The organism is Streptomyces sp. NPDC051243 (assembly GCF_044455405.1).
Lineage (GTDB): Bacteria > Actinomycetota > Actinomycetes > Streptomycetales > Streptomycetaceae > Streptomyces.
The window spans coordinates 464870-486781 of the sequence record NZ_JBITES010000006.1 but is presented as its reverse complement, the minus strand read 5'-3'; the positions used below and the strand labels follow the sequence as shown (position 1 = coordinate 486781).

Sequence of the window (21912 nt, the reverse complement as noted above, 5' to 3'; positions counted from 1 at the left end):
CGGAGCCCGGCGGACGGGCGGCCGGGCGGCCAGGCACCTCTCCTTCCGTCGGGCCTGAGCGACTGAGGCCTGACTCCCCTCCGTCGGGCCTGAGCGACTGAGGCCTGTCTCACCTCCGTCGGGCCTGAGCGACTGAGGCCTGTCTCACCTCCTCGGGCGGGTGGCCCAGGCATTGTCTCCTCCCATCCGCCCGAACGGCCGAGTCCCCGTCCCCTCGCCTTGCCCCGAGCCGCGGATGCCGGCGTTCCGCACGCTCGGCCCGAGCATCGGCCTGAGCAAGGAGGCTGCCCCAGCCGTACCTCTGGGCGGAATGCCGCACCACCACTTGTTTTCCAGCACTTGCCCGACTCTGTGATGTTTTGTGAAGATCACGAGGTGACATTGACCGAACCCTCCGCCACCGCGTCGGACGGGAGTGCGCCGAGACCGCGTCCCGGCGTCGGCCCCGCCGTCGCCGTTCTCGTTCTGGTCGGGCTGGCGGCGCTGATCCCGCTGCTCGGGCCGTCGGCCGCGCTGCACGGCACCGGGGAGGCCGCCGCGCCCGGCACCGGTGGGATCGCGCTGCTGCGCACGGTGCTGTTCGCGGCGCTGTGCGTCCCGCTGGGCGAGCTGTTCGTGAGCCGGCTGGCCAGGTCCCTGCCCGGCGCTCCCCCGGCGCTGCCCCGCAGTTGGGCGCCGTACGCGGCCGCCGCCGGTTTCGTCGCCGCCCTCGGTCTCGCCTCGGTCGTGTCCACGGGCAACCTCGTCCCGGACAGCCCCGCCGACCTCGACATCGGCGGCCTGTACGCGTCGCGCGACGGCAAGCTGGCGCTGCTGGAGGTCAACGCCTTCGCCATGGCCGGACTGTGCGCCTTCTCGCGCCGGCCGACCACCCAGGTCTGGCCGTTGGCCGCGGTCGTGGTCGCCGAGGCCCTGCGCGCGCACCCCACGACCGAGTACAGCCCGCTGCTCGGCTCCGGCCTGACGCTCGTGCACCTCACCTGCGCGTCGCTCTGGGTCGGCGGACTTCTGTACGCGCTGCGAACCCTGCGTGGATGGGGTGCCGCGCCCGCGGGTGCGGCCCTGCTCGGCCTCTACGCGCGCGTGGCGGCCGTGCTGCTCGCCGCCATCACGGCGACCGGGGTGTGGAGTTCGTTGCGCAGGATGCCGTCGGACACGGTCCTCGGGCAGTTGACGGACACGGCGTACGGGCGCGCCCTGCTGGCCAAGGTGCTGCTGGTGGTGGCCGTGGCCGCGCTGGCCCTGTGGGCCCGGACCCGGCTGCGCCGCACGACCGACCCGCTGACCGCCTGCTCTCCCGCGCGCGCGGAGGTCGTCGCCCTGGGAGTGGTGGTCGCGCTGTCGGGCCTGCTCACGGCCCTGCCGGTACCGATCCGCTGGTGAACCCCGCCGGGCGGCCCGCAGCCGGCTGCTCCCCGGCCCCGGTGCCTGAGCCCCTCGGCCGGCTTCTCCCCAGGCCCCGGCTGACCGAGGCCCGCAGCCGACCTCGTTCCCGGCCTCAGTCGGCACAGGAACTCAGCCGACCCTTTTCCCCAGCCTCAGTCAGCACAGGAACTCAGCCAACCTCTCCCCAGCTCAGTCCACACAGACCCGCAACCGGCCACCCCCCGGCCTCAGATCAGCACAGAATCTCAGCCGACCCTTTTCCCCAGCCTCAGTCAGCACAGGAACTCAGCCAACCTCTCCCCAGCTCAGTCCACACAGACCCGCAACCGGCCACCCCCCGGCCTCAGTTGGTGACCAGGACCTTGAGCGCCGTGCGCTCGTCCATCGCCTTGTAGCCGGCGGGGACGTCCTCCAGGCCGACGGTCAGGTCGAAGACCGGCGACGGGTCGATCGTGCCGTCCAGGACGTCGGGCAGCAGCTCCGGGATGTACGTGCGGACCGGCGCGACACCTCCGCGCAGCGCGATGTTGCGGTCGAACATGACGCGGAGGTCGACACCCGTGCCGCTGCCGTGCGGTACACCGACCCAGCCGACGGTGCCGCCGTCGCGGGCGATCCCGAGCGCCGTACGCATCGACTGCTCGGTACCGACGGCCTCGACGACGGCGTGCGCGCCCTGTCCGCGCGTGAGTTCGCGTACGGCCTCGACGGCCGCGTCCCCGCGCTCGGCGACGACGTCGGTGGCGCCGAAGCGGCGCGCGATGTCCGTACGGACCTGGTGGCGTCCCAGCGCGATGATCCGCTCCGCGCCCAGGCGCTTGGCGGCGAGCACCGCGCACAGGCCGACGGCACCGTCCCCGACGACGGCGACCGTGGCGCCCGGGCGGGCTCCCGCGCCGAGGGCGGCGTGGTGGCCGGTGCCCATGACGTCGGACAGGGTCAGCAGGCTGGACAGCAGCCGGTCGTCGCCGGCCGCGTCCTTGGGGAGCTGGACGAGGGTGGCGTCGGCGAAGGGGACACGCACGGCCTCGCCTTGGCCGCCGTCGGAGCCCTCGGAGCCCCAGAAGCCGCCGTGCTCGCAGGAGGTGGTCAGACCCTCCCGGCAGTAGTCGCAGACGCCGTCGGACCACATGAACGGCACGACGACGAGGTCACCCCGCTTGACGCCCGTCACCTCGGAGCCGGTCTCCTCGACGACACCGAGGAACTCGTGACCGATCCGCTGACCCGGCTGCCGGACCGCCTCGCCCCGGTACGCCCACAGGTCGCTGCCGCAGATACAGGCGCGCAACACCCGGATCACGGCGTCGGTGGGCTGCCGCACCACCGGGTCGGGCACGTCCTCCACGCGCATGTCGAAGGGGGCGTGGATGGTGGTGGCGCGCATGGCGAGGATCCTTCTCGTCTCTTGTCGTACGTCGCACTCGAATGGGGTGGTCGAGCGCGCGTCCCACCGTACGTCGCCGTCGGCGCCCGGCGCGCTTCGAGGGCTCCGAGTATGCCGGTGGCCCGGGGGAACCGCGCGGCAAATAGGCACCCACCGGCGGTGGCCGCAGCTACACCCCGGCCACGTCCAGCAGCGACCCGGCCGCGTAGGTGACCCCCATGGCCAACGCACCGCCCGCCACATTGCGCAGCACCGCGCGGGTGGGGGCGGCGGCACCCAGGCGGGCGCTGCTCCAGCCGGTCAGGGCGAGGGCGGCCAGCACGGAGACGACGGTGACCGCCAGCCGCCAGGCGGAAGGCGGCAGCACCATCGCGAGCAGCGGCAGCAGCGCCCCGGCCGTGAACGCCAGGAAGCTCGCCCACGCCGCGTGCCACGGGTTGGTCAGCTGGTCCGGGTCGATACCGAGCTCCACGCGCGCGTGTGCCTTGAGCGCGTCCCGTTCCGTCAACTGGACGGCCGCCTCCCGGGCCACCTCCCGGGAGAGCCCCCGCCGCTCCAGCAGGACAACCAGTTCCTCCAGCTCCGCCTCGGGCCGCTCCAGCAACTCCCGCTTCTCCACGGCCAGCGCGGCCTTCTCCGAGTCGCGCTGCGTGGACACCGAGACGTACTCCCCCGCCGCCATCGACATCGACCCGGCGAGCAGCCCGGCCAGCCCGGCCGTGAGCAGCGCCGAGCGGTCGTCCGTCGCGCCGGCCACGCCGACGACGAGTCCCGCGGTCGACACGATGCCGTCGTTCGCCCCGAGGACGGCCGCCCGCAGCCAGTTCAGCCGCTCGCCCAGCGCGCCGCCGCGGGCCTCGTCATGCGTTGGTCCGGTCACATGCGGAGGATCGCACCGCAGGGGACATCCGGGACGTACCGACGCTCACGTCCGGGAACCGTGGTCACCGGGACGCGGCAACACGCCGTACACGCCGACCGGTTGACGCGTGTGCGTTCGCCCCGCTCGAACAGGCGGGCGCGGCAAGGCACCTGACGGTCAGGGCTGTCAGTGGCGGCCCGTATCCTCAGTGACCATGCTCGAAGACCGTACGACCGCAGCGTCCTCCCCCACAGTGTGGCCGGCCGCGTATCCGCAGGGATACGCGGTCGTTGACGTGGAGACCACGGGCCTGGCCCGGGAGGACCGGATAATCTCCGCGGCCGTCTACCGGCTGGACGCGCGCGGTGAGGTCGAGGACCACTGGTACACGCTGGTCAACCCGGAGCGCGATCCGGGCCCGGTCTGGATCCACGGTCTGACGAGCGAGGTGCTCGAGTCGGCGCCGCTCTTCACTGACATCGCCGAGGAGTTCTCGGCCCGCCTCGACGGCCGGGTGCTCGTCGCGCACAACGCGGTCTTCGACTGGCAGATGATCGCGCGGGAGTACGCGCGCGCGGAGCGGCAGGCGCCGGTACGGCAGCGGCTGTGCACCATCGCGCTGTCCAAGGAGCTGGGCCTGCCGCTGCCCAACCACAAGCTGGAGTCTCTGGCCGCGCACTTCGGCGTCGTACAGCAGCGCGCGCACCACGCGCTGGACGACGCGCGCGTGCTGGCGGAGGCGTTCCGGCCGAGCCTGCGGGCCGCGGCGGCGGGCAGTGTGCGGCTGCCGCTGCAGGAGTGCCGTCCGCTGACCGAGTGGCGGGACACCGCCACGCCCCGGATCGGGCAGCAGCCGGGCGGGTACGGCGGCTACAGCGGCTCCGGCGGCTACAGCGGCTATCGGCCGACCAGTTGGCGGCCGTCCCGCAAGAGGCCCGCCTGCCCCTATCCCAACCCGGGCCGCTACGAAGAGGGCAAAAGGCTCAAGCAGGGCATGCGGGTCGCCTTCTCCGGGGACACGTCGGTCGAGCGGGACCTGCTGGAGGACCGCGCGATCGAGGCCGGGCTGCATGTGTCGACGAGCCTCTCCCGGCTGACCAGCCTGCTCGTCACGAACGACCCTGACGCGGGCACCTCGAAGGTGGTCAAGGCCCGGCAGTACGGGACGCCGGTGGTGGACGAGGCGGCCTTCGGGCAGCTCCTCCGGGATGTGGAACCCGCCTCGGAGCAGTGACCGTACGGACGGGTGATTGCCGCGCGACTCGCCCGGAGCCGTCTCGCCCGGGCCGCGGTGACGGCTCACCCTGTGGCGCATGGCGACATGTGAAGTATGCGGAAACGACTACGGCATGACCTTCGAGGTGCACGCGCAGGGCGCGGTGCACGTCTTCGACTGTTTCTCCTGTGCGATCCACCGCATGGCTCCCATCTGCGAGCACTGCCGGGTGCAGATCATCGGGCAGGGCGTCGAGGTCGAGGGCCACTGGTACTGCGGCGCCCACTGCGCCCGCCAGGAGGGAAAGGTGGGGATCGTCGACAAGGTGTGACCCGGTACCCGCCTGAAAGCACCCCACGACCGAGTTGTACGGTCGTGGGGTGTACCGCTTCCTGTTGTCCCGGCAGTGGGTGATCCTCACGCTGGTCGCCCTCCTCCTCATCCCCACGATGATCAGGCTGGGCTTCTGGCAGCTGCACCGCTACGAGGAGCGCAGCGCCCGCAACCAGCTGGTCGCCGACGCGCTGGGCGCGAAGCCGGTGCCCGTGGAGGAGCTGACGTCCCCGGGGCACACCGTCACCTCGAAGCAGCGGTACCGCACCGTGACCGCCGAGGGGCGGTTCGACACCGACCGGGAAATCGTCGTCCGGCGGCGCGTCAACGCCGACGAGGAAGTCGGCTTCCACGTCCTGACCCCCTTCGTCCTCACGGACGGCAAGGTGCTGCTGGTCAACCGTGGCTGGATCCCCGCCGACGGGCCGAGCCAGACGGCCTTCCCGAAGATCCCCGCACCGCCGAGCGGGCAGATCACCGTCACCGGGCGGCTGATGCCCGACGAGACGACCGAGGCGAGCGGCATCAAGAACCTCGAGGGCCTGCCCGACCGGCAGGTCATGCTGATCAACAGCGAGCAGGAGGCGCGGCGCCTGGACGCCCGGGTGCTGGGCGGCTACGTCGTGCAGACGGCGCCCGAGCCGAAGGGCGACACACCGGAGCTGATCGGGAAGCCCGGTGACGAGAACGCTCCGCTGAACTACGCGTACGCCGTCCAGTGGTGGCTGTTCGCGGCCGGCGTTCCCATCGGGTGGGTGATTCTGGCTCGTCGCGAGGCAAGGGAGCGGAGGGCTGCCGCCGCTGTGCCGGAGGAGTCGGAGTCGGCGGCGGCTGCTGTCTAGCGGTCTCGTCCCGGGAGCTTCTGTCTCTGAGCGGCTGCGGGTCGTCCGTGGCTGGTCGCGTCCACGCGGCGGAGCCGCAATATCGACACAGCCCCGCGCCCCTTGCGTACGTGCAGTGGACGTACCTCAGGGGCGCGGGGAACTGTCCGAGCGACCACGAACCCCCCGCAGCCGCCCTCCGGCATCAGCAGCAGCGGCCCTCCGGCCGGCCCTCTTGGTGCCGCAGGCTCGATACGGCCATCAGCTCCCGCACATACCAGCGCACCCACCTCACCACCCTCACGACCGAACCTCCACCAGCGGCTCACCCTCCCGCTCCGGCACGTCGATACGGGACTCGACGTACGGCGCCTCGGTCGTCGGCAGCGGGCCGCCGGAACGGACCGCGCGCACGCACACCACCGCGCAGTTGACCAGGACCGTGAGGACCAGCAGCAGGAAGATCGCCATGAGCACGCCGTCGACCGTGTTGTTGAGCACGATCGTGTGCATGTCGTCCATGTTCGTGGCGCCCGGCAGGAGCTGCCCCTCCTCGATGGCCTGCGCGTACTTGTCCCGCAGGGCGAAGAAGCCGATCGCCGGGTTGTCCGAGAAGATCTTCTGCCAGCCCGCGGTGAAGGTGACGGCCACGTCCCAGGCCAGCGGGATGCCGGTGACCCAGGCCCAGCGCAGCCTGCCGGACTTGATCAGCACGGTGGTGGTGACGGCCAGGGCGACCGCGGCGAGCAGCTGGTTGGCGATGCCGAACAGCGGGAAGAGCTGCTTGATGCCGCCGAGGGGGTCGGTGACACCGGCGTGGAGGAAGTAGCCCCAGGCGCCGACGACCAGGGCGCTGGTGATCCAGATGCCGGGCTTCCAGGTGACGCGACCGATCGGCTTCCAGACGTTGCCGAGCATGTCCTGGAGCATGAAGCGGCCGACGCGGGTGCCGGCATCCACCGTGGTGAGGATGAACAGCGCCTCGAACATGATCGCGAAGTGGTACCAGAAGGCCTTCATCCCGGCACCGCCGATCACCCCGGCGAAGATCTCCGACATGCCGACCGCGAGGGTGGGCGCACCGCCGGAGCGGCCCACCAGCGTCTCCTCCTCGACCGCCTTGGCGGCTGCCGTGAGCTGGTCCGGGGTGATGGTGAAGCCGAGGTTCCGCACCGCTTCGGAGGCGGTGTCCACGGTCGGGCCGAGCAGCGCGGCCGGCGAGTTCATGGCGTAGAACAGGCCCGGTTCGAGCACGCAGGCGGCGATCAGGGCCATCACGGCTACGAAGGACTCCGTGAGCATGGAGCCGTAGCCGATCAGCCGGACCTGGGACTCCTTCTGGATCAGCTTCGGGGTCGTACCGGAGGAGACCAGGGCGTGGAAGCCGGACAGGGCGCCGCAGGCGATGGTGATGAAGAGGAAGGGGAAGAGGGAGCCGGCGAACACCGGTCCGGCGCCGGTGGAGGCGAAGTCGGTCACCGACTCTGCCTTCAGGTTCGGGGCCGCGATCACCACGCCCACGGCCATCAGGGCGATCGTGCCGACCTTCATGAAGGTGGAGAGGTAGTCACGGGGTGCCAGCAGCATCCACACCGGCAGCACGGAGGCGACGAAGCCGTAGCCGACCAGGCAGAAGACCAGGGTCTCCGGGCTCCAGACGAAGTACTCGGCGAGCGAGGAGTCCTGGATCCAGCCGCCGCCGAGGATGGCGAGGAGCAGCAGGGCCACGCCGATGAGGCTGGTCTCCACGACCCGGCCGGGGCGCAGACAGCGCAGGTAGAAGCCCATGAAGAGGGCGATGGGGATGGTCATGGAGACCGAGAAGGTGCCCCACGCGGACTCCGCCAGCGCGTTGACGACGACCATCGCGAGGACCGCGAGCAGGATGATCATGATGGCGAAGACGCCGATCAGCGCGGCGGCCCCGCCGACCTTGCCGATCTCGTCCCGGGCCATCTGCCCCAGACTCTTGCCGTCCCGGCGCATGGAGAGGAACAGGACGATCATGTCCTGCACCGCCCCGGCGAAGATCACGCCCGCGATGATCCAGATCGTGCCCGGCAGATAGCCCATCTGGGCCGCCAGGACCGGGCCCACCAGCGGACCGGCGCCCGCGATCGCCGCGAAGTGGTGGCCGAACAGCACCCGCTTGTTGGTGGGGTGGTAGTCGACGCCGTCCTCGAGGCGTTCGGCGGGGGTGGCGCGGCTGTCGTCGACCTGGAGTACCCGGCGGGCGATGAAGCGCGAGTAGAAGCGGTAGGCGATCGCATACGAGCCGAGGGCCGCCACGACCAGCCACACGGCCGAGATCTCCTCGCCCCGGGACAGGGCGAGCACGGCCCAGCCGAGGGCGCCGACGAGGGCTACAGCGCTCCAGATCGCCACCGACCTCGGCGACATTCGTGATTTTTCCGGCGCCGAGCGACCGGATTCGGGCATGGCTGATGCGGGCATGGCGGCTCCTGACCTGAACAGGTGGGCTAAGCGGGTGTGCGACAGACGGGGAAGTGCGGCTCAGCGATCGCGATGTCGATCCTGATGTGGATCGTGATGTCGATGTCGATCTCGATGTCGGTCCGTCAGCGCGTACGCCACGAGCAGGCAGAGGCCGCACCCCGGCACCCAGGCGAGCTGGTACCAGTAGAAGAACGGCGTCCCGGCCAGCCGCGGCTCGGCACCGGCGTACCAGGGGACCCACAGCAGGCCTGCGGCCGGCGCGAGAAGCAGTACGGCGATCGCGACGCGCCGTAGCCGGTGATGACCGGTCCGTGCCATGACCTGCGCTCCTCTCCCGCTCACTGTGGGTTTGTGCAAGAGTTGCGCACTCCCCCAGACCGGTTGACAGCGAGTTTCCGGGAAATTTCCCGCCGGTTCCGTGTCATCCGCTCCTGCCGCTCGCGCAACTTAGGCGCGAGGGCACAGGCACACCAAGGACGGTGACCCATGGCCGACGGCGCCATGACCGCGACGTTCCTCGCCGTGATCGGCGGGGCGTCGCTGCTCGCCGTCACCGCCCGGCGCCTCAGCCCGAGCGACCGGCTGCCGTCGCTGGAGGGCTGGGCGCTGGCCGACCGCAGTCTCGGCCCGGTGTGGACCTGGCTGCTGCTGGGCGGCACGATCTTCACCGCGTACACCTTCGCCGCGATACCGGGCCTGGCCTACGGCAACGGCGCGCCCGCCTTCTTCGCGGTGCCGTACACGGTGATCGTCTGCCCGCTCGCCTTCGTGCTGCTGACCCGGCTGTGGGCCGTGGCCCGCCGGCACGGCTATGTCACTGCGGCCGACTTCGTGCGCGGCCGGTACGGTTCGGCACCGCTGGCCCTGGTGGTCGCGCTGACCGGGATCCTCGCGACGATGCCGTACCTCGCGCTGCAACTGCTCGGCATACGGGCGGTGCTGGCGGCCGGGGGCGTGTATCCGCGAGGCGCGGCCGGTGATCTGGTGATGGTGGCGCTGTTCGCGGGGCTGGCCGTCGCCACCTACCGGCACGGGTTGCGCGCGCCCACCGTCATCTCCGCGCTCAAGGCCGTCGCCGTCTTCGTCTCGCTGACCGCGGTGACCTGGCTGGTCCTCGACCGGCTCGGCGGCCCGGGTGCCGTCTTCGACGGTGCGGCCGAGCGCCTCGGCGGACCGGCACTGCTCCTCACCCCCGAGCAGCAGCCCGCCTACGCCACCCTCGCGCTCGGCTCCGCGCTCGCGCTGCTGATGTACCCGCACGTGCTCACCGCGGGTTTCGCCGCCGACGGGACGCAGACCCTGCGCAAGGTGTCCGTGGCGCTGCCCGCCTGGACCGGGCTGCTCGCCCTGTTCGGCTTCCTCGGCATCGCGGCCCTCGCGACCGGCGTACGCGCACCGGACGGGGGCGCCGAGGCTGCCGTACCGATGCTGGTCGACCGGCTGATGCCGGGCCCGCTGGCCGGGCTGGTGTTCGGGGCGATCACCGTGGGGGCGCTGGTCCCGGCGGCGGTGATGTCGATCGCGGCCGCCACCAGCTTCGTCCGCAATGTGTACGTCGAGTACGTCCACCCGACGGCCACACCCAAACGGCAGGTGCGCATCGCCAAGACGGTGTCGCTGACCGCGAAGGTGGGCGCGGTGGCGTTCGTGTTCGGGCTGCGCGACCAGGACGCCATCAACCTCCAGCTCCTCGGCGGGGTCTGGATCCTGCAGATCTTCCCGGCCGTCGCGGTGGGCCTGTTCACCGGGCGGCTGCATCCGCGGGCGCTGCTCGCCGGGTGGGGCGTGGGCATGGCGGCGGGGACCTTCATGGTCGTACGGGAGGGGTTCTCGTCGATCGTGCCCATCGGCTCCGGCCCGGAGATCTACGCCGGGATCGCCGCCCTGCTCCTCAATCTGACCGTCGCCGTGGCCGGGACCGCGGTGCTCGAACGTCTGGGCGTCCCGCGCGGCGCCGATCTGACCGACCTGCCGTCACGCCTGAGCGTCAGGCGGCGCCCCGAGACGGGAGCGAACAACCTGTGAGACAGCACCTGAGACGCGAGAGCGGCGCTGCGGCGGTACCGGCCGTTGCGCTCACCCCCGCGGTGAGCGACCCGGCGGACCTGGAGCGCGAGGCCGGTCTGGCCCGCCTGTTCGAGCTGCACTACTCCTCGATGCTGCGCCTCGCCGTCCTGCTCGGCGCCGACGACCCGGAGAACGTGGTCGCCGAGGCCTACTACCAGATCTACCGGAAGTGGCGGCGCCTGCGGGACACCGAGGCGGCGGAGGCGTATCTGCGCTCCACCGTGTGCAATCTGACGCGGATGCGGATACGGCACCTCCAAGTGGCCCGCAAACACGTGGAGAAGCCCACGCCGGAGGAGCTCGTCGCCTCCGCCGAGAGCACCGCGCTGCTGCGTGACGACCAGCGCGTGCTGATCGACGCGCTCCAGCAACTGCCGGCCCGGCAGCGCGAGGCGCTGGTGCTGCGGCACTGGCTCGGACTGAAGGAGAGCGAGATCGCCGCGGCGATGGGCATCTCCTGCGGCTCCGTCAAGACCCATACGGCACGCGGCCTGGCCGCCCTGACCCAGGCGATGGAGGCCCGGCGATGACGCACCGAGACACCACTGGGTCGCGGGGCACCAGCCCGGACCGCACGGAGCGGGAGCTGCGCGAGGCGCTCGCCGCCCTCGCCGACGGTGTGCGGGCGGCGCCCGACGCCTACCGCACGGCGCGCGGCGAGTGGCTGCGCCGGGAACGCCGGCGCCGGCTCGTCCTCGCCGTCCTCGTCATGGTCGTGTTCGCCCTGGCCACACTGATCGGACTGTGGGTCCTCAACCAGGCCCCGGCTGATCCCGGCGTCATCTTCTCCGGCACCGGGTCCGCGTTCTCCGGCACCGGACCGGCGACGGGCGGGTCACTCCCCCGGCCCCACCCCTGATTGGCCCAGCGGCCCTTGGGGAACCCGCCATTGCGTGCACCCGCGCATCGAGGACTACGCCCTGATCGGTGACGAGCAGACGGCTGCCCTGATCGGCAGGGACGGCTCCGTCGACTGGCTGTGTCTGCCCCGCTTCGACTCGGGAGCCTGCTTCGCCAAACTTCTCGGCGACAAGGAGAACGGCCACTGGCGCATCGCCCCGAAGGCCGCGAAGGGCCACTGCACCCGCCGCGCCTACCGCCGGGACACCCTGGTGCTGGACACCGAGTGGGAGACCGCCGAGGGCACGATCCGCGTCACCGACCTGATGCCCCAACGCGACCGCGCCCCCGACCTCGTACGCATCGTGGAGGGCCTCGACGGCGACGTCACCGTGCGCAGCACCCTGCGGATCCGGTTCGACTACGGCTCGATCGTCCCCTGGGTGCGCAGGTCCGACGGGCACCGGGTGGCCGTGGCCGGACCGGACTCGGTCTGGCTGCGCAGCGAACCGGAGGTGCGCACCTGGGGCAAGGACCGCGCCACGCACTCGGAGTTCACGGTCGGCAAGGGCGAGAAGGTCGCGTTCGTGCTCACCTGGCACCCCTCGCACGAGCCGCGCCCACCGCTCGTCGACCCGCACAAGGCACTCTCCAACAGCGTCCGCGACTGGCGGAAGTGGGCGGGGCGCTGCCACTACGACGGCCCGTACCGCGACGCCGTCGTCCGCTCCCTGATCACCCTCAAGGCCCTCACCTACCGGCCGACCGGCGGCATCGTCGCCGCCCCCACCACCTCGCTCCCCGAGGAGCTGGGCGGTGTCCGCAACTGGGACTACCGCTACTGCTGGCTGCGCGACTCCACCCTCCTGCTCAACGTGGGACTCTCGGCGGGCTACCGCGAGGAGGCCGAGGCCTGGCGCGACTGGCTGCTGCGCGCGGTCGCGGGCGATCCGGCCGACCTGCAGATCATGTACGGCCTGGCGGGCGAGCGGCGGCTGCCCGAGTTCGAGGTGCCGTGGCTGTCCGGCTTCGCCGGCTCCCTTCCCGTACGCATCGGCAACGAGGCGGTGAAACAACTGCAGTTGGACGTGTACGGCGAGGTCATGGACACGCTGGCGCTGGCCCGGGAGGCGGGACTGCCCATCAAGCCGCACATGTGGGCGATCCAGTCCTCCCTCATGGACTGGCTGCAGTCGGAGTGGCGCCGGCCGGACGAGGGCCTGTGGGAGGTGCGCGGCGGCCGACGGCACTTCGTCCACTCGAAGGTGATGGTGTGGGTGGCCGCGGACCGGGCGGTGCGCACCCTGGAGACGAACCCGTCGCTCAAGGGCGACCTCGCCGGCTGGCGGGAGTTCCGCGACGAGGTGCACCGCGAGGTCTGCGAGAAGGGATACGACGCCCAGCGCAACACCTTCACGCAGTCCTACGGCTCCCGGGAACTCGACGCCGCGCTGCTGCTCATCCCGCGCGTCGGCTTCCTGCCGCCCGACGACCCGCGCGTCATCGGCACCATCGACGCGATCCGCGCCGAGCTCAGCCACAACGGCTTCCTGCGCCGCTACAGCGTGGACGGCACCACCGTCGACGGCCTCCCGGGCAGCGAGGGCACGTTCCTGGCCTGCTCGTTCTGGCTCGCGGAAGCGCTGCAGATGACGGGGCGTACGCGGGAGGCACATGAGCTGTTCGACCGGCTGGTGCGCCTCGCCAACGACGTCGGCCTGCTGTCCGAGGAGTACGACCCCGTCGCCGACCGCCAGCTCGGCAACTTCCCGCAGGCCTTCAGCCACATCGGCCTGGTGAACACCGCCCTCGCCCTGTTCGGGGGCGACGGGGCAGGATAGGTGCCATGGATCTTGGACTGAAGGACCGGGTGTACGTCGTCACGGGCGCCACCCGCGGGCTGGGCAACGCGGCGGCGCGTGAGCTGGTGGCGGACGGCGCGAAGGTGGTCGTGACCGGCCGCGACGAGGAGCGGGTCGCGGCCGCCGCGGCCGAACTGGGGCCGAACGCCGTCGGAGTGGCCGTCGACAACGCCGACGCGGACGCGCCGGCGCGGCTCCTCGCCGCCGCACGGGACGCCTTCGGCGGGTTCGACGGCATTCTCGTGAGCGTGGGCGGGCCGCCGGCCGGGTTCGCCGCGGACAACACGGACGAGCAGTGGCAGTCGGCCTTCGAGTCGGTGTTCCTGGGGGCCGTCAGGCTTGCCCGGGCGGCAGCGGCGGAACTGGACGAGGGCGGGGTCATCGGGTTCGTGCTGTCGGCGTCGGTGCACGAGCCGATTCCGGGGCTGACCATTTCGAACGGGCTGCGGCCGGGGCTCGCCGGGTTCGCCAAGTCACTCGCGGACGAGGTGGGGCCGCGCGGAATCCGGGTCGTCGGGCTGCTTCCGGCGCGTATCGACACAGACCGGGTGCGGGAGCTGGACGGGCTGTCCGCCGACCCGGAAGCCACCCGGGCCGCGCACGAAGCGCGCATTCCGCTGCGGCGGTACGGAGCTCCGGAGGAGTTCGGACGTACGGCCGCGTTCCTGCTGTCGCCGGCGGCCTCCTATCTGACGGGGATCATGCTGCCGGTGGACGGCGGCAGCCGGCACGGGTTCTAACTGACCCTTTCGGCACGGTGCTTGACGCCCCGTAGGCGGACCTCCGTCGGCAGTTCGGCCAAGCCCGCCGAATTGCGGGCGTGCGCCAGAGCCTGGCCGGTGAGGTCGTTCAGCGCCGTCCCGGGGTCCACGTGCGGTTCCAGCAGGAGGCGTACGCGGGCCTCGGGGGCGCTGCGCCTGCCCGTCAGGTGGACGTGGGCGCGCTGCACGCCCTCCAGCCCCGCAGCCTCGCTCGCCAGCACGTTCTCCAGGGCCCGTCCCCGCAGCAGCGCGCCCTCGCCGTCGCCGGTGTCGACGAGGACCTCGGTGAGGCGGCGCCGGCGCAGGTTCGCGGTGAGCCACCACAGGGCGAGCAGGACCAGAACGGCCAGGACGGCGAGGACCGTCGGCCACCACCAGCCGTCGTCCCGCCAGCGGGTGCGCTCGGCGTCGCTGAGCAGTACGTCGTGCCGGTCGTCGTGGATCCACCAGGAGGGAGCCGGCGCACCCAGTCCCACGGCGAGCACCGAGCCGCCGATCACGAGCAGCACCAGCCCGACGATCCCGACCAGCACCCGGTTGACCACCCTGAGCACGGCCCTCACCCCTTCCGTCCGGGCCGCCGTACCCGCACCGACAGCGCGGGCGAGCGGGTCAGGCCGAGGCCCCTGATCGCGTCGGCGAGCGTGGCGTCCAGGTCGGCGCGTACGTCGTCCAGTTCGCGGAAGTGGGAGACGGCGCGGACGTCGGCCCGCTTCCGGCGCATCCGTACCCGTACCGACTGGACGCCGGAGACCTCCATGGCCCGGTCCCGCAGGACGAGGGCGGCGAGGTCTCGGTGCAGGCCGGCGCGGACGTCGGGGTGGGTGCGCCGCATCGGCAGGACGGAGCGCAGGCCGGGCGTGGTCGCCAGGACGAGCAGCCAGAGACCCAGGACGGCGGCGACACCCGCGCCGACCAGCACCCAGATGTCGTCGAGGGGACGTCGGGCGAGCTGGTCGGCGAGTTCCCGGCGCCATTGCATGGCGGGCCGGTCGGCGCGCACCGAGGCGATGTCGTACAGGAAGAAGCCGGCGACGACGAAGAGCAGCAGGGCCGTGATCGCGGCCGGAATCCGGCGTGCCGACCAGAACCGGCCGTTCCCACCGCCGTCGCCTTCGGCGGTGGGCGGAGGCTCGTAGTCCGCCGCCGACGCCGACTGGTCGAGAGTGTCGGGGCCGGTCGCCTTCTCGATGACCGGCAGTCGTTGTGTGGTGCCCTCGGAACCCTGGGACTCGCTCATCGCGTCCTCCCTGCCGCGCCCTGCACGGGCACCGGGTGCAGCCGCTCCACGTGCACGGCGACCTCCGGCACCTCCATGCCCACCAACGCGACTACCCGCTCCGCGACATGCCGACGCACGGCCGCGCAGCGGGCGCCGATGTCGGTGGGGTAGTCGAGTTCGAGGTGGATGCGGATCCGGGCGGTCCGGTGGGCGACGACGACGTCGGCGGACGGCCGGGCGGCACCCTTGGCCGGCTGCCCCACCGCCTCGCGGGCGGCCTGTGCGGCGATCTTGGAGACGACCCGGTCGGCGATCCGGGTGGCCCCGCGCTCGCCCGGCGGGACGGCGGGACGGGGTCTGCCGAGTTCACCGGCCCCCGCACTCACCGGCCTCACCGCCGCCGTTCGTCACGGTGCCGGAAGAAGTCACCGAGTTCGTAGTCCCCCTCCAGGAACCGCCCGACGACGAAACCGACGGCGCCCAGGGCCGCCACCAGCAAGAAGGCGCCGAATCCGCCGAAGTACCCGGCGAAGCCCAGTGCCATGCCGGCGATCATGCCGACCACGGCCATGCTCATGGTGCGCTCCTCAGCTCCTCAGCAACTCCCCGGCCACTGCGTTGTCGATCGCCGACGCCTCACTGGATCCGGCGCTCCGGTTCCTCTTCCTCTTCCTCTTCCTCCGGGAGCTTCACATCACTCACCGCGATGTTGACCTCGACGACTTCGAGGCCTGTCATCCGCTCGACGGCGGTGATCACGTTCTCGCGCACGTCCCGGGCGACGTCGGCGATCGACACTCCGTACTCGACGACGATCTCGAGGTCGAGCGCGGCCTGCACCTCGCCGACCTCGGCCTTCACTCCCCGCGTCACGGACTTCGTACCGCCCGGCACCCGGTCGCGGACGGCCCCGAAGGTCCGTGACAGTCCGCTGCCCATGGTGTGTACGCCGTCCACATCGCGCGCGGCCATCCCGGCGATCTTCTCCACGACGCCGTCCGCGATGGTCGTCCGTCCCCGGGCGCCCGGGTCTGCGCCCCCGCGCCTGGGCATCTGCGTCTTCCGGGTGGTGGGGGCCTCGCCCTCCGTCCCCCGGTTCTGCTCCGTCGTCTCAGTCATGACCGCATGTCCTTTTCGGTTGTCGTCCCTCGACCACCGTAAGCACGGTTACGCGATCGTGCGCCAGGGATGCGGCAGGCTGGAGGAATGGCGACGGCAGACCGGTGGACGCAGGCAGTGAAACGACAGCTCGGCCTCGGCAGACTCCTGCCCCTGGGCGACCCGCACGACGGCGCATGGATCGCCGAGACGGCGGCCGAGGCGGTGCTGCGGCGCGCGGCAGAGGGCATGCGCGGGGTACGGCTGGACGCGCTGCGGATCGGGCTCACCGACCCCGAGGACGTGCGCGAGGCCGCCGTACCGGCCCCGCCGAGCGCCCTGCCGCCGGGCCCGCTGCGGGTGACCGGGGAGTTCGCGGCGACGGCGACCGAGCCGCTGCCGGCGACGGCGGAACGGCTTCGCGGCCTGCTGGCCGGCACGGCGACGCAACGCCTCGGGCTGACGGTGACCGAAGTGGACCTGCGCGTGACGGCGCTGCTGGACGAGGATCCGGAGAACCCTCCCGTAGGGCAGCCCGAGCCGACGCCGGCCGCGGAACCCGGGAACCCCGACGAGGAACGCGTCGCCGCCGCGGCGCTCGCCGTCCCGGGCGTGGCGCAACTGACCGGTTTCCTCGGCGGGTTGAGCCATGCCGTGCACATCGAGGAGCGGCAGGGCGAGGCCGCCTTGCCGCGCCGTCATGTGCGCGTGGAGCTCGCGGTGCGCGCGGACCACCGGGCCGTGGAAGTGGCCCGGGAGGTCCGCGAGAAGGTGGGAAGGGCGCTGGCGGATCACCCGACGGTGGCCGTACTGGTGACGGCCGTCAGCTGATCAGCGCATGCCTCGTCGCCCGGTCACTCGCCGAGGCCGGCCAGGTCCCGCAGCCGTCGTGCCTGCGCGGCCCGCTCGGCGCCGCGCTGCTCGTCGTAGGTGCGGTCCACGGCACCACGAAGCAGCGCCTTGGTCTCGATCACGGCATCCCGCGGCGCGGCCACGACGGCCCCCGCCAGATCCCGTACGGCGTCGTCGAGCTGTTCGGCGGGCACCGCGAGGTTGGCGAGCCCGCTGCTGACGGCCTCCTCGGCCGACACGAACCGCCCGGTCACGCAGATCTCCAGCGCACGGCCGTAACCGACCAGCCCGACCAGCGGATGCGTACCCGTCAGGTCCGGCACCAGCCCGAGGCTGGTCTCACGCATGGCGAACTGCACGTCGTCGGCGACGACGCGCACGTCACAGGCGAGCGCGAGCTGGAAGCCCGCCCCGATGGCATGGCCCTGTACGGCGGCGATGGACACGATGTCGTTGCGCCGCCACCAGGTGAAGCCCTCCTGGAACTCGGCGATGGCAGCGTCGAGTTCACCGTCGCTGCTGCGCGCGAGTTCGATGAAGGAGGGCTCGCCCTCGATCCCGTCGGGCGTGAACATCTGCCGGTCGAGCCCGGCGGAGAAGGACTTGCCCTCACCGCGCAGCACGACGACCCGCACACTGCCCGGCACAGTCCGCCCGGCCTCGGCGAGCGTCCGCCACATGGCGGGGCTCTGCGCGTTGCGCTTGGCCGGATTGGTCAGCGTCACCGTGGCGATCGCGCCGTCGACGGTGAGCCGTACGCCGTTCTTGTCGAGCAGGGGAGCGAGTTCCTGGTCGGGCGAAGCCATGGGGTGCCTCCGATGCGTGCGGTCATCACGGGATGCCGGGAGGGCACCCCCTAAGTGACTGCACAGTAACCACCCGGTCAGTCTGGGGGTCCCCCCAGGTCCCTTAAGGACACTGGGGGACGACCGACCGGGTGGCCACCATCGAAGCCGATGGGCCGCCCGGGCTCAGGACGATGCGGCCTTCTTGCCCCGCGTCGCCCCGCCACGCCCACGGAGCGTGACGCCCGATTCGCTGAGCATCCGGTGAACGAAGCCATACGAGCGGCCGGTTTCCTCGGCCAGCGCCCGAATGCTCGCACCGGAGTCGTACTTCTTCTTCAGGTCTGCCGCGAGCTTGTCGCGCGCGGCGCCGGTTACCCGGCTGCCCTTCTTCAGAGTCTCGGCCACCCGTGCCTCCTCATGGGAAGTGCGCTCTGGTCTCCTCATGATCACCCCTCCGGGCCTTCATGGCCACCCATTCGGCAAGGTCCGTGAGACATGGTTTTGACGACAGGAGCACATCCCCACATGCGGAATCTGTAATTCCGCTGAGCGGTGTCCGTACGGCCGAACGGGTTCATTCGCGAATGAGCAGGTCAGGGACGCGCGACGGCCGAGCCCTTGTCGATAAAGGACTCGGCCGGGAAATTGATGTAGTACACACCTCGGTACGAGGAGATCTCACACAGATGATGGATCACCGATGGGCCGAATGATCCATACGCCGGTGATCACGCATTCGATCAAGCCAGGGCGACGAGATCCGCGTAGTCGGCGCCCCACAGGTCCTCGACACCGTCCGGCAGCAGAATGATCCGCTCCGGCTGCAGCGCCTCCACGGCGCCCTCGTCGTGGGTGACGAGCACGACCGCGCCCTTGTAGGTGCGCAGGGCCCCGAGGATCTCCTCGCGGCTGGCCGGGTCGAGGTTGTTGGTGGGCTCGTCGAGGAGCAGGACGTTCGCCGACGACACCACGAGGGTGGCGAGGGCGAGCCGGGTCTTCTCACCGCCGGAGAGGACACCGGCCGGCTTGTCGACGTCGTCGCCGGAGAACAGGAACGAGCCGAGCACCTTGCGGACCTCGACGAGGTCCATGTCCGGGGCGGCGGAGCGCATGTTCTCCAGCACGGTGCGGTCGGCGTCCAGGGTCTCGTGCTCCTGGGCGTAGTAGCCGATCTTGAGGCCGTGACCGGGGATGACGGCGCCGGTGTCCGGCTGCTCGACTCCCGCGAGCAGCCTGAGCAGGGTCGTCTTGCCGGCACCGTTCAGCCCGAGGATGACCACCCTCGACCCCTTGTCGATGGCCAGGTCGACGTCGGTGAAGATCTCCAGGGAGCCGTACGACTTCGACAGCCCCTCGGCGGTCAGCGGGGTCTTTCCGCAGGGTGCGGGCTCCGGGAAGCGGAGCTTGGCGACCTTGTCGGACTGCCGGACGTCCTCGAGCCCCGACAGCAGCCGCTCCGCACGCCGGGCCATGTTCTGCGCGGCGACGGTCTTGGTGGCCTTGGCGCGCATCTTGTCGGCCTGCGCGTTGAGCGCCGCGGCCTTCTTCTCGGCGTTCTGCCGCTCGCGCTTGCGGCGCTTCTCGTCGGCCTCGCGCTGCTGCTGGTAGAGCTTCCAGCCCATGTTGTAGATGTCGATCTGGGCGCGGTTGGCGTCCAGGTAGAACACCTTGTTGACGACCGTCTCGACCAGGTCGACGTCGTGGGAGATCACGATGAAGCCGCCGCGGTAGGTCTTCAGGTAGTCCCGCAGCCAGACGATCGAGTCGGCGTCGAGGTGGTTGGTCGGCTCGTCGAGCAGCAGGGTGTCCGCGTCCGAGAACAGGATGCGGGCGAGCTCGATACGGCGGCGCTGACCGCCGGAGAGGGTGTGCAGCGGCTGGCCGAGCACCCGGTCGGGCAGGTTGAGCGCGGCGGCGATGGTGGCGGCCTCGGCCTCGGCGGCGTACCCGCCCTTGGTGAGGAACTCCGTCTCCTGGCGTTCGTACTGCTTCAGGGCCTTCTCGCGGGTGGCGCCCTGGCCGTTGGCGATGCGCTGTTCGTTATCGCGCATCTTGCGGATCAGTACGTCCAGGCCGCGCGCGGAGAGGATGCGGTCGCGGGCGAGGACGTCGAGGTCGCCGGTGCGGGGGTCCTGCGGGAGGTAGCCGACCTCGCCGGAGCGGGTGATGTTGCCGCCGGCGGGGATGCCCTCGCCGGCGAGGCACTTGGTGAGCGTGGTCTTGCCGGCGCCGTTGCGGCCGACGAGGCCGATGCGGTCGCCCTTGGCGACGCGGAAGGTCGCGGACTCGATGAGGACGCGCGCACCGGCGCGCAGCTCGATACCGGAGGCGGAGATCACGGACAGACTCCAGGGCAGGGATGGGTGGCGGGACGGGCGGCTGAGGACGTTCCCGCCGTCTAATGCGCGAGGAGAATGGCCATGAGGGCCAGTCTAACGGGGCCGTGCAACCACTTTTTCTGGGTTCACGTGTTCGGAGGCCCGCTCGGCGCCCTCCCCGCGGACTTCGTTGCCGAGCGGCTTGCGGTGCGGGGTGATCCGCCCCAGGTCGTCCAGGGCGATGAGCTGGGCGGTCCAGGCCGCGCGGGGGCACGGCTGGGCCAGGAGAAGCACCTCGCCGTGACGTTCGGCACGTGCGGGCTCGAAGGCACAGCCCTCGCGCGCGGGCAGCACCCAGCGCAGGTCGCCGTCGGCGATCCGGTACGCGGCGACGCGGCGCGGTGTCACGACCGCGAGCATGCCGCGGCCGAGGGGGCGCAGGACGCCGGTGCCGCCGCGGGCGGCCAGCCAGTCGCGGGCCGCGGGGAGGGCTCGGTGCCAGCGGACGGTACGGCCGTCGGTGTCGGTGACCATGCCGTCGTCCCAGAGGGTGATCACGTCTACGCGCGCGTGAGGTGGAGGCACGAGGAGCGAGGAGCGGGAGGAGCGGGAGGAGAGGGCGGGGGCGGGGGGCGAGGTGAGCGGGAGTGAGGTGAGGGGGCGGCGGCCTTCCCGGGTGTAGCGCCAAAGGGGGGTGCCGGTGTGGGGGGCGTAGACCTCGATGGCTGTGGGGGTCGTGCGGAGGTGGGGCGTCGACGTCCGTTGCGGGGGTGGGGCGTGCGGGGTGGTGGCGTGGTGCGCGTGCGGGGGGACGGTCACGTGGGTGGTGAGGTGGTCGCCGTAGGGGGTCGGGCGGGTGTGGTGGGCGGCGGTGAGGAGTGGGGGCGCCAGCAGGAGGAGCAGGCCGGGGGTCAGGAGCGTGCGGAATCGGCGAGGGGTGCGCCGGGTGGGGGGCCGGCTGCCGGTGCGGAGCTGGACGGGAATGCGGAGCCGGTCCAGGGCGCGGACCCCCGGTGCCTCGGAACGACCCACCAACGCCCCCTCAGGAACCCGTCGCGGGGCCTTCTCGGCCCGTCCTGGCATCCGCTTCCGGCGGATCAGGCGCAGAGCGTAGCCATGTTCGAGGCGAGCAGCCGGACAAGCAGTCGGGACACGGCGAGCCGGCACGCCGTCTCCCTCGTTCAGCCCTCTGGCGGGCCGGGCGCCCGCGGCCGGGGGGCCGTTGTCAGTGGTCGCTGCGAGACTGGCAGCGGATCGACATTCCGGCAGTCGCAAGCGATGGACCACGGGGACCGATCACGGCGACGGACCGGCGCCGGATCGCTGAGGGATCACAAAGGGGTGATCGGCATGGCAGGCACGAGCGGTGGGCGTCCGAGCATCTACCCGACGGTGCAGTACGCGGACGCGAAGGCGGCGATCAGGCAGCTGACGGAGGCATTCGGGTTCACGGAGCTGGCGGTGTACGAGACCGAGGACGGCAAGGTCGCGCACGCCGAACTGGTGCAGGGCAACGGCGCGGTGATGCTCGGCTCGACCGGCACCGGCAGCGCCGCGGGACTACATGGCCCGGGACATCGAGGGCAATGTGTGGAGCTTCGGCACCTACGCGCCCGCGATAGCCGGCTGAGCGCCGCCCCGG

23 protein-coding genes and 1 pseudogene are annotated in these 21912 nt (G+C 71.6%); 11 read left to right on the top strand and 13 right to left on the bottom strand.

What is annotated here, in order from left to right; translation table 11 throughout:
* Positions 1 to 354 precede the first annotated feature (354 nt).
* Entirely contained in the window at positions 355 to 1383 is a 1029-nt protein-coding gene (locus ACIBAG_RS18465) for a CopD family protein (RefSeq protein ID WP_399106346.1), read from the top strand.
* 346 nt (positions 1384 to 1729) lie between these two features.
* Here the strand turns inward: ACIBAG_RS18465 and ACIBAG_RS18460 are convergent, their stop codons facing one another.
* Both ACIBAG_RS18460 and ACIBAG_RS18455 read right to left on the bottom strand, forming a co-directional pair.
* The gene (locus ACIBAG_RS18460; RefSeq protein WP_399106232.1) at positions 1730 to 2773 is read right to left on the bottom strand and encodes a zinc-dependent alcohol dehydrogenase family protein; all 1044 of its coding nucleotides are present in this window, start codon (positions 2771 to 2773) and stop codon (positions 1730 to 1732) included.
* 169 nt (positions 2774 to 2942) lie between these two features.
* On the bottom strand, positions 2943 to 3653 hold the full coding sequence (locus ACIBAG_RS18455) for a VIT family protein (RefSeq protein WP_399106230.1): 711 nt from the start codon (positions 3651 to 3653) through the stop codon (positions 2943 to 2945).
* A gap of 196 nt (positions 3654 to 3849) precedes the next feature.
* Between ACIBAG_RS18455 and ACIBAG_RS18450 the strand changes: the two genes are divergently transcribed.
* The 3 genes from ACIBAG_RS18450 (at position 3850) to ACIBAG_RS18440 (ending at position 6026) form a co-directional block, all read left to right on the top strand.
* A complete protein-coding gene (locus ACIBAG_RS18450) occupies positions 3850 to 4869 on the top strand; it encodes a DEDDh family exonuclease (protein WP_399106228.1) in 1020 nt (339 codons plus the stop codon).
* Between the two features lie 79 nt (positions 4870 to 4948).
* On the top strand, positions 4949 to 5182 hold the full coding sequence (locus ACIBAG_RS18445) for a hypothetical protein (protein ID WP_078662307.1): 234 nt from the start codon (positions 4949 to 4951) through the stop codon (positions 5180 to 5182).
* 49 nt (positions 5183 to 5231) lie between these two features.
* Positions 5232 to 6026, top strand: coding sequence for an SURF1 family protein (locus ACIBAG_RS18440; protein ID WP_399106225.1), 795 nt, complete (start codon positions 5232 to 5234; stop codon positions 6024 to 6026).
* Between the two features lie 279 nt (positions 6027 to 6305).
* Here the strand turns inward: ACIBAG_RS18440 and ACIBAG_RS18435 are convergent, their stop codons facing one another.
* On the bottom strand, positions 6306 to 8459 hold the full coding sequence (locus tag ACIBAG_RS18435) for a carbon starvation CstA family protein (protein WP_399106223.1): 2154 nt from the start codon (positions 8457 to 8459) through the stop codon (positions 6306 to 6308).
* Positions 8460 to 8519: 60 nt separating this feature from the next.
* Entirely contained in the window at positions 8520 to 8780 is a 261-nt protein-coding gene (locus tag ACIBAG_RS18430) for a DUF3311 domain-containing protein (protein ID WP_399106221.1), read from the bottom strand.
* A 168-nt stretch (positions 8781 to 8948) separates the two neighbouring features.
* Between ACIBAG_RS18430 and ACIBAG_RS18425 the strand changes: the two genes are divergently transcribed.
* From ACIBAG_RS18425 to ACIBAG_RS18405, 5 genes are read left to right on the top strand one after another with little or no spacing between them, the layout of a single operon-like run.
* Entirely contained in the window at positions 8949 to 10487 is a 1539-nt protein-coding gene (locus tag ACIBAG_RS18425; RefSeq protein WP_399106219.1) for a sodium:solute symporter, read from the top strand.
* Positions 10488 to 10495: 8 nt separating this feature from the next.
* Positions 10496 to 11059 carry a sigma-70 family RNA polymerase sigma factor gene (locus ACIBAG_RS18420; RefSeq protein ID WP_399106344.1) on the top strand — a complete coding sequence of 188 codons (564 nt, stop codon included), beginning with the start codon at positions 10496 to 10498 and terminating at the stop codon, positions 11057 to 11059.
* Positions 11056 to 11388, top strand: coding sequence for a hypothetical protein (locus ACIBAG_RS18415; protein WP_399106217.1), 333 nt, complete (start codon positions 11056 to 11058; stop codon positions 11386 to 11388). Before ACIBAG_RS18420 ends, ACIBAG_RS18415 begins: the two co-directional genes overlap by 4 nt.
* Before the next feature lie 34 nt (positions 11389 to 11422).
* Complete coding sequence (locus tag ACIBAG_RS18410; RefSeq protein ID WP_399106215.1) at positions 11423 to 13210, top strand: glycoside hydrolase family 15 protein; 1788 nt, start codon at positions 11423 to 11425, stop codon at positions 13208 to 13210.
* 5 nt (positions 13211 to 13215) lie between these two features.
* The gene (locus tag ACIBAG_RS18405; RefSeq protein WP_399106213.1) at positions 13216 to 13971 is read left to right on the top strand and encodes an SDR family oxidoreductase; all 756 of its coding nucleotides are present in this window, start codon (positions 13216 to 13218) and stop codon (positions 13969 to 13971) included.
* Here the strand turns inward: ACIBAG_RS18405 and amaP are convergent.
* From amaP to ACIBAG_RS18380, 5 genes are read right to left on the bottom strand one after another with little or no spacing between them, the layout of a single operon-like run.
* A complete protein-coding gene (gene amaP, locus ACIBAG_RS18400; RefSeq protein WP_399106211.1) occupies positions 13968 to 14555 on the bottom strand; it encodes an alkaline shock response membrane anchor protein AmaP in 588 nt (195 codons plus the stop codon). The two genes, ACIBAG_RS18405 and amaP, sit on opposite strands and share 4 nt — an antisense overlap.
* Positions 14552 to 15232: a DUF6286 domain-containing protein gene (locus ACIBAG_RS18395; RefSeq protein WP_399106209.1), complete on the bottom strand. Its 681-nt coding sequence runs from the start codon at positions 15230 to 15232 to the stop codon at positions 14552 to 14554. The genes amaP and ACIBAG_RS18395 overlap by 4 nt, the downstream gene beginning before the upstream one ends.
* Positions 15229 to 15600 (bottom strand): Asp23/Gls24 family envelope stress response protein, encoded by a 372-nt coding sequence (locus ACIBAG_RS18390; RefSeq protein WP_399106207.1) that lies wholly within the window; start codon positions 15598 to 15600, stop codon positions 15229 to 15231. The genes ACIBAG_RS18395 and ACIBAG_RS18390 overlap by 4 nt, the downstream gene beginning before the upstream one ends.
* A gap of 5 nt (positions 15601 to 15605) precedes the next feature.
* Entirely contained in the window at positions 15606 to 15791 is a 186-nt protein-coding gene (locus tag ACIBAG_RS18385; RefSeq protein ID WP_399106205.1) for a hypothetical protein, read from the bottom strand.
* A gap of 59 nt (positions 15792 to 15850) precedes the next feature.
* A complete protein-coding gene (locus ACIBAG_RS18380) occupies positions 15851 to 16333 on the bottom strand; it encodes an Asp23/Gls24 family envelope stress response protein (protein WP_399106203.1) in 483 nt (160 codons plus the stop codon).
* 87 nt (positions 16334 to 16420) lie between these two features.
* On the opposite strand from ACIBAG_RS18380, the gene ACIBAG_RS18375 reads away from it, so the two are divergent.
* A complete protein-coding gene (locus tag ACIBAG_RS18375; RefSeq protein ID WP_399106201.1) occupies positions 16421 to 17143 on the top strand; it encodes a nucleopolyhedrovirus P10 family protein in 723 nt (240 codons plus the stop codon).
* A 23-nt stretch (positions 17144 to 17166) separates the two neighbouring features.
* Here the strand turns inward: ACIBAG_RS18375 and ACIBAG_RS18370 are convergent, their stop codons facing one another.
* The 4 genes from ACIBAG_RS18370 to ACIBAG_RS18355 all read right to left on the bottom strand — a co-directional run bounded on the left by ACIBAG_RS18370 (position 17167) and on the right by ACIBAG_RS18355 (position 21302).
* Positions 17167 to 17970, bottom strand: coding sequence for an enoyl-CoA hydratase/isomerase family protein (locus ACIBAG_RS18370; RefSeq protein WP_399106199.1), 804 nt, complete (start codon positions 17968 to 17970; stop codon positions 17167 to 17169).
* 165 nt (positions 17971 to 18135) lie between these two features.
* Positions 18136 to 18357 carry a helix-turn-helix domain-containing protein gene (locus ACIBAG_RS18365; RefSeq protein WP_004002281.1) on the bottom strand — a complete coding sequence of 74 codons (222 nt, stop codon included), beginning with the start codon at positions 18355 to 18357 and terminating at the stop codon, positions 18136 to 18138.
* A gap of 335 nt (positions 18358 to 18692) precedes the next feature.
* A complete protein-coding gene (locus tag ACIBAG_RS18360; RefSeq protein WP_399106197.1) occupies positions 18693 to 20291 on the bottom strand; it encodes an ABC-F family ATP-binding cassette domain-containing protein in 1599 nt (532 codons plus the stop codon).
* A gap of 93 nt (positions 20292 to 20384) precedes the next feature.
* Positions 20385 to 21302: a hypothetical protein gene (locus tag ACIBAG_RS18355; protein WP_399106195.1), complete on the bottom strand. Its 918-nt coding sequence runs from the start codon at positions 21300 to 21302 to the stop codon at positions 20385 to 20387.
* Positions 21303 to 21620: 318 nt separating this feature from the next.
* Here ACIBAG_RS18355 and ACIBAG_RS18350 point away from each other — a divergent pair.
* Positions 21621 to 21900, top strand: a pseudogene (locus ACIBAG_RS18350) (hypothetical protein).
* Positions 21901 to 21912 lie beyond the last annotated feature (12 nt).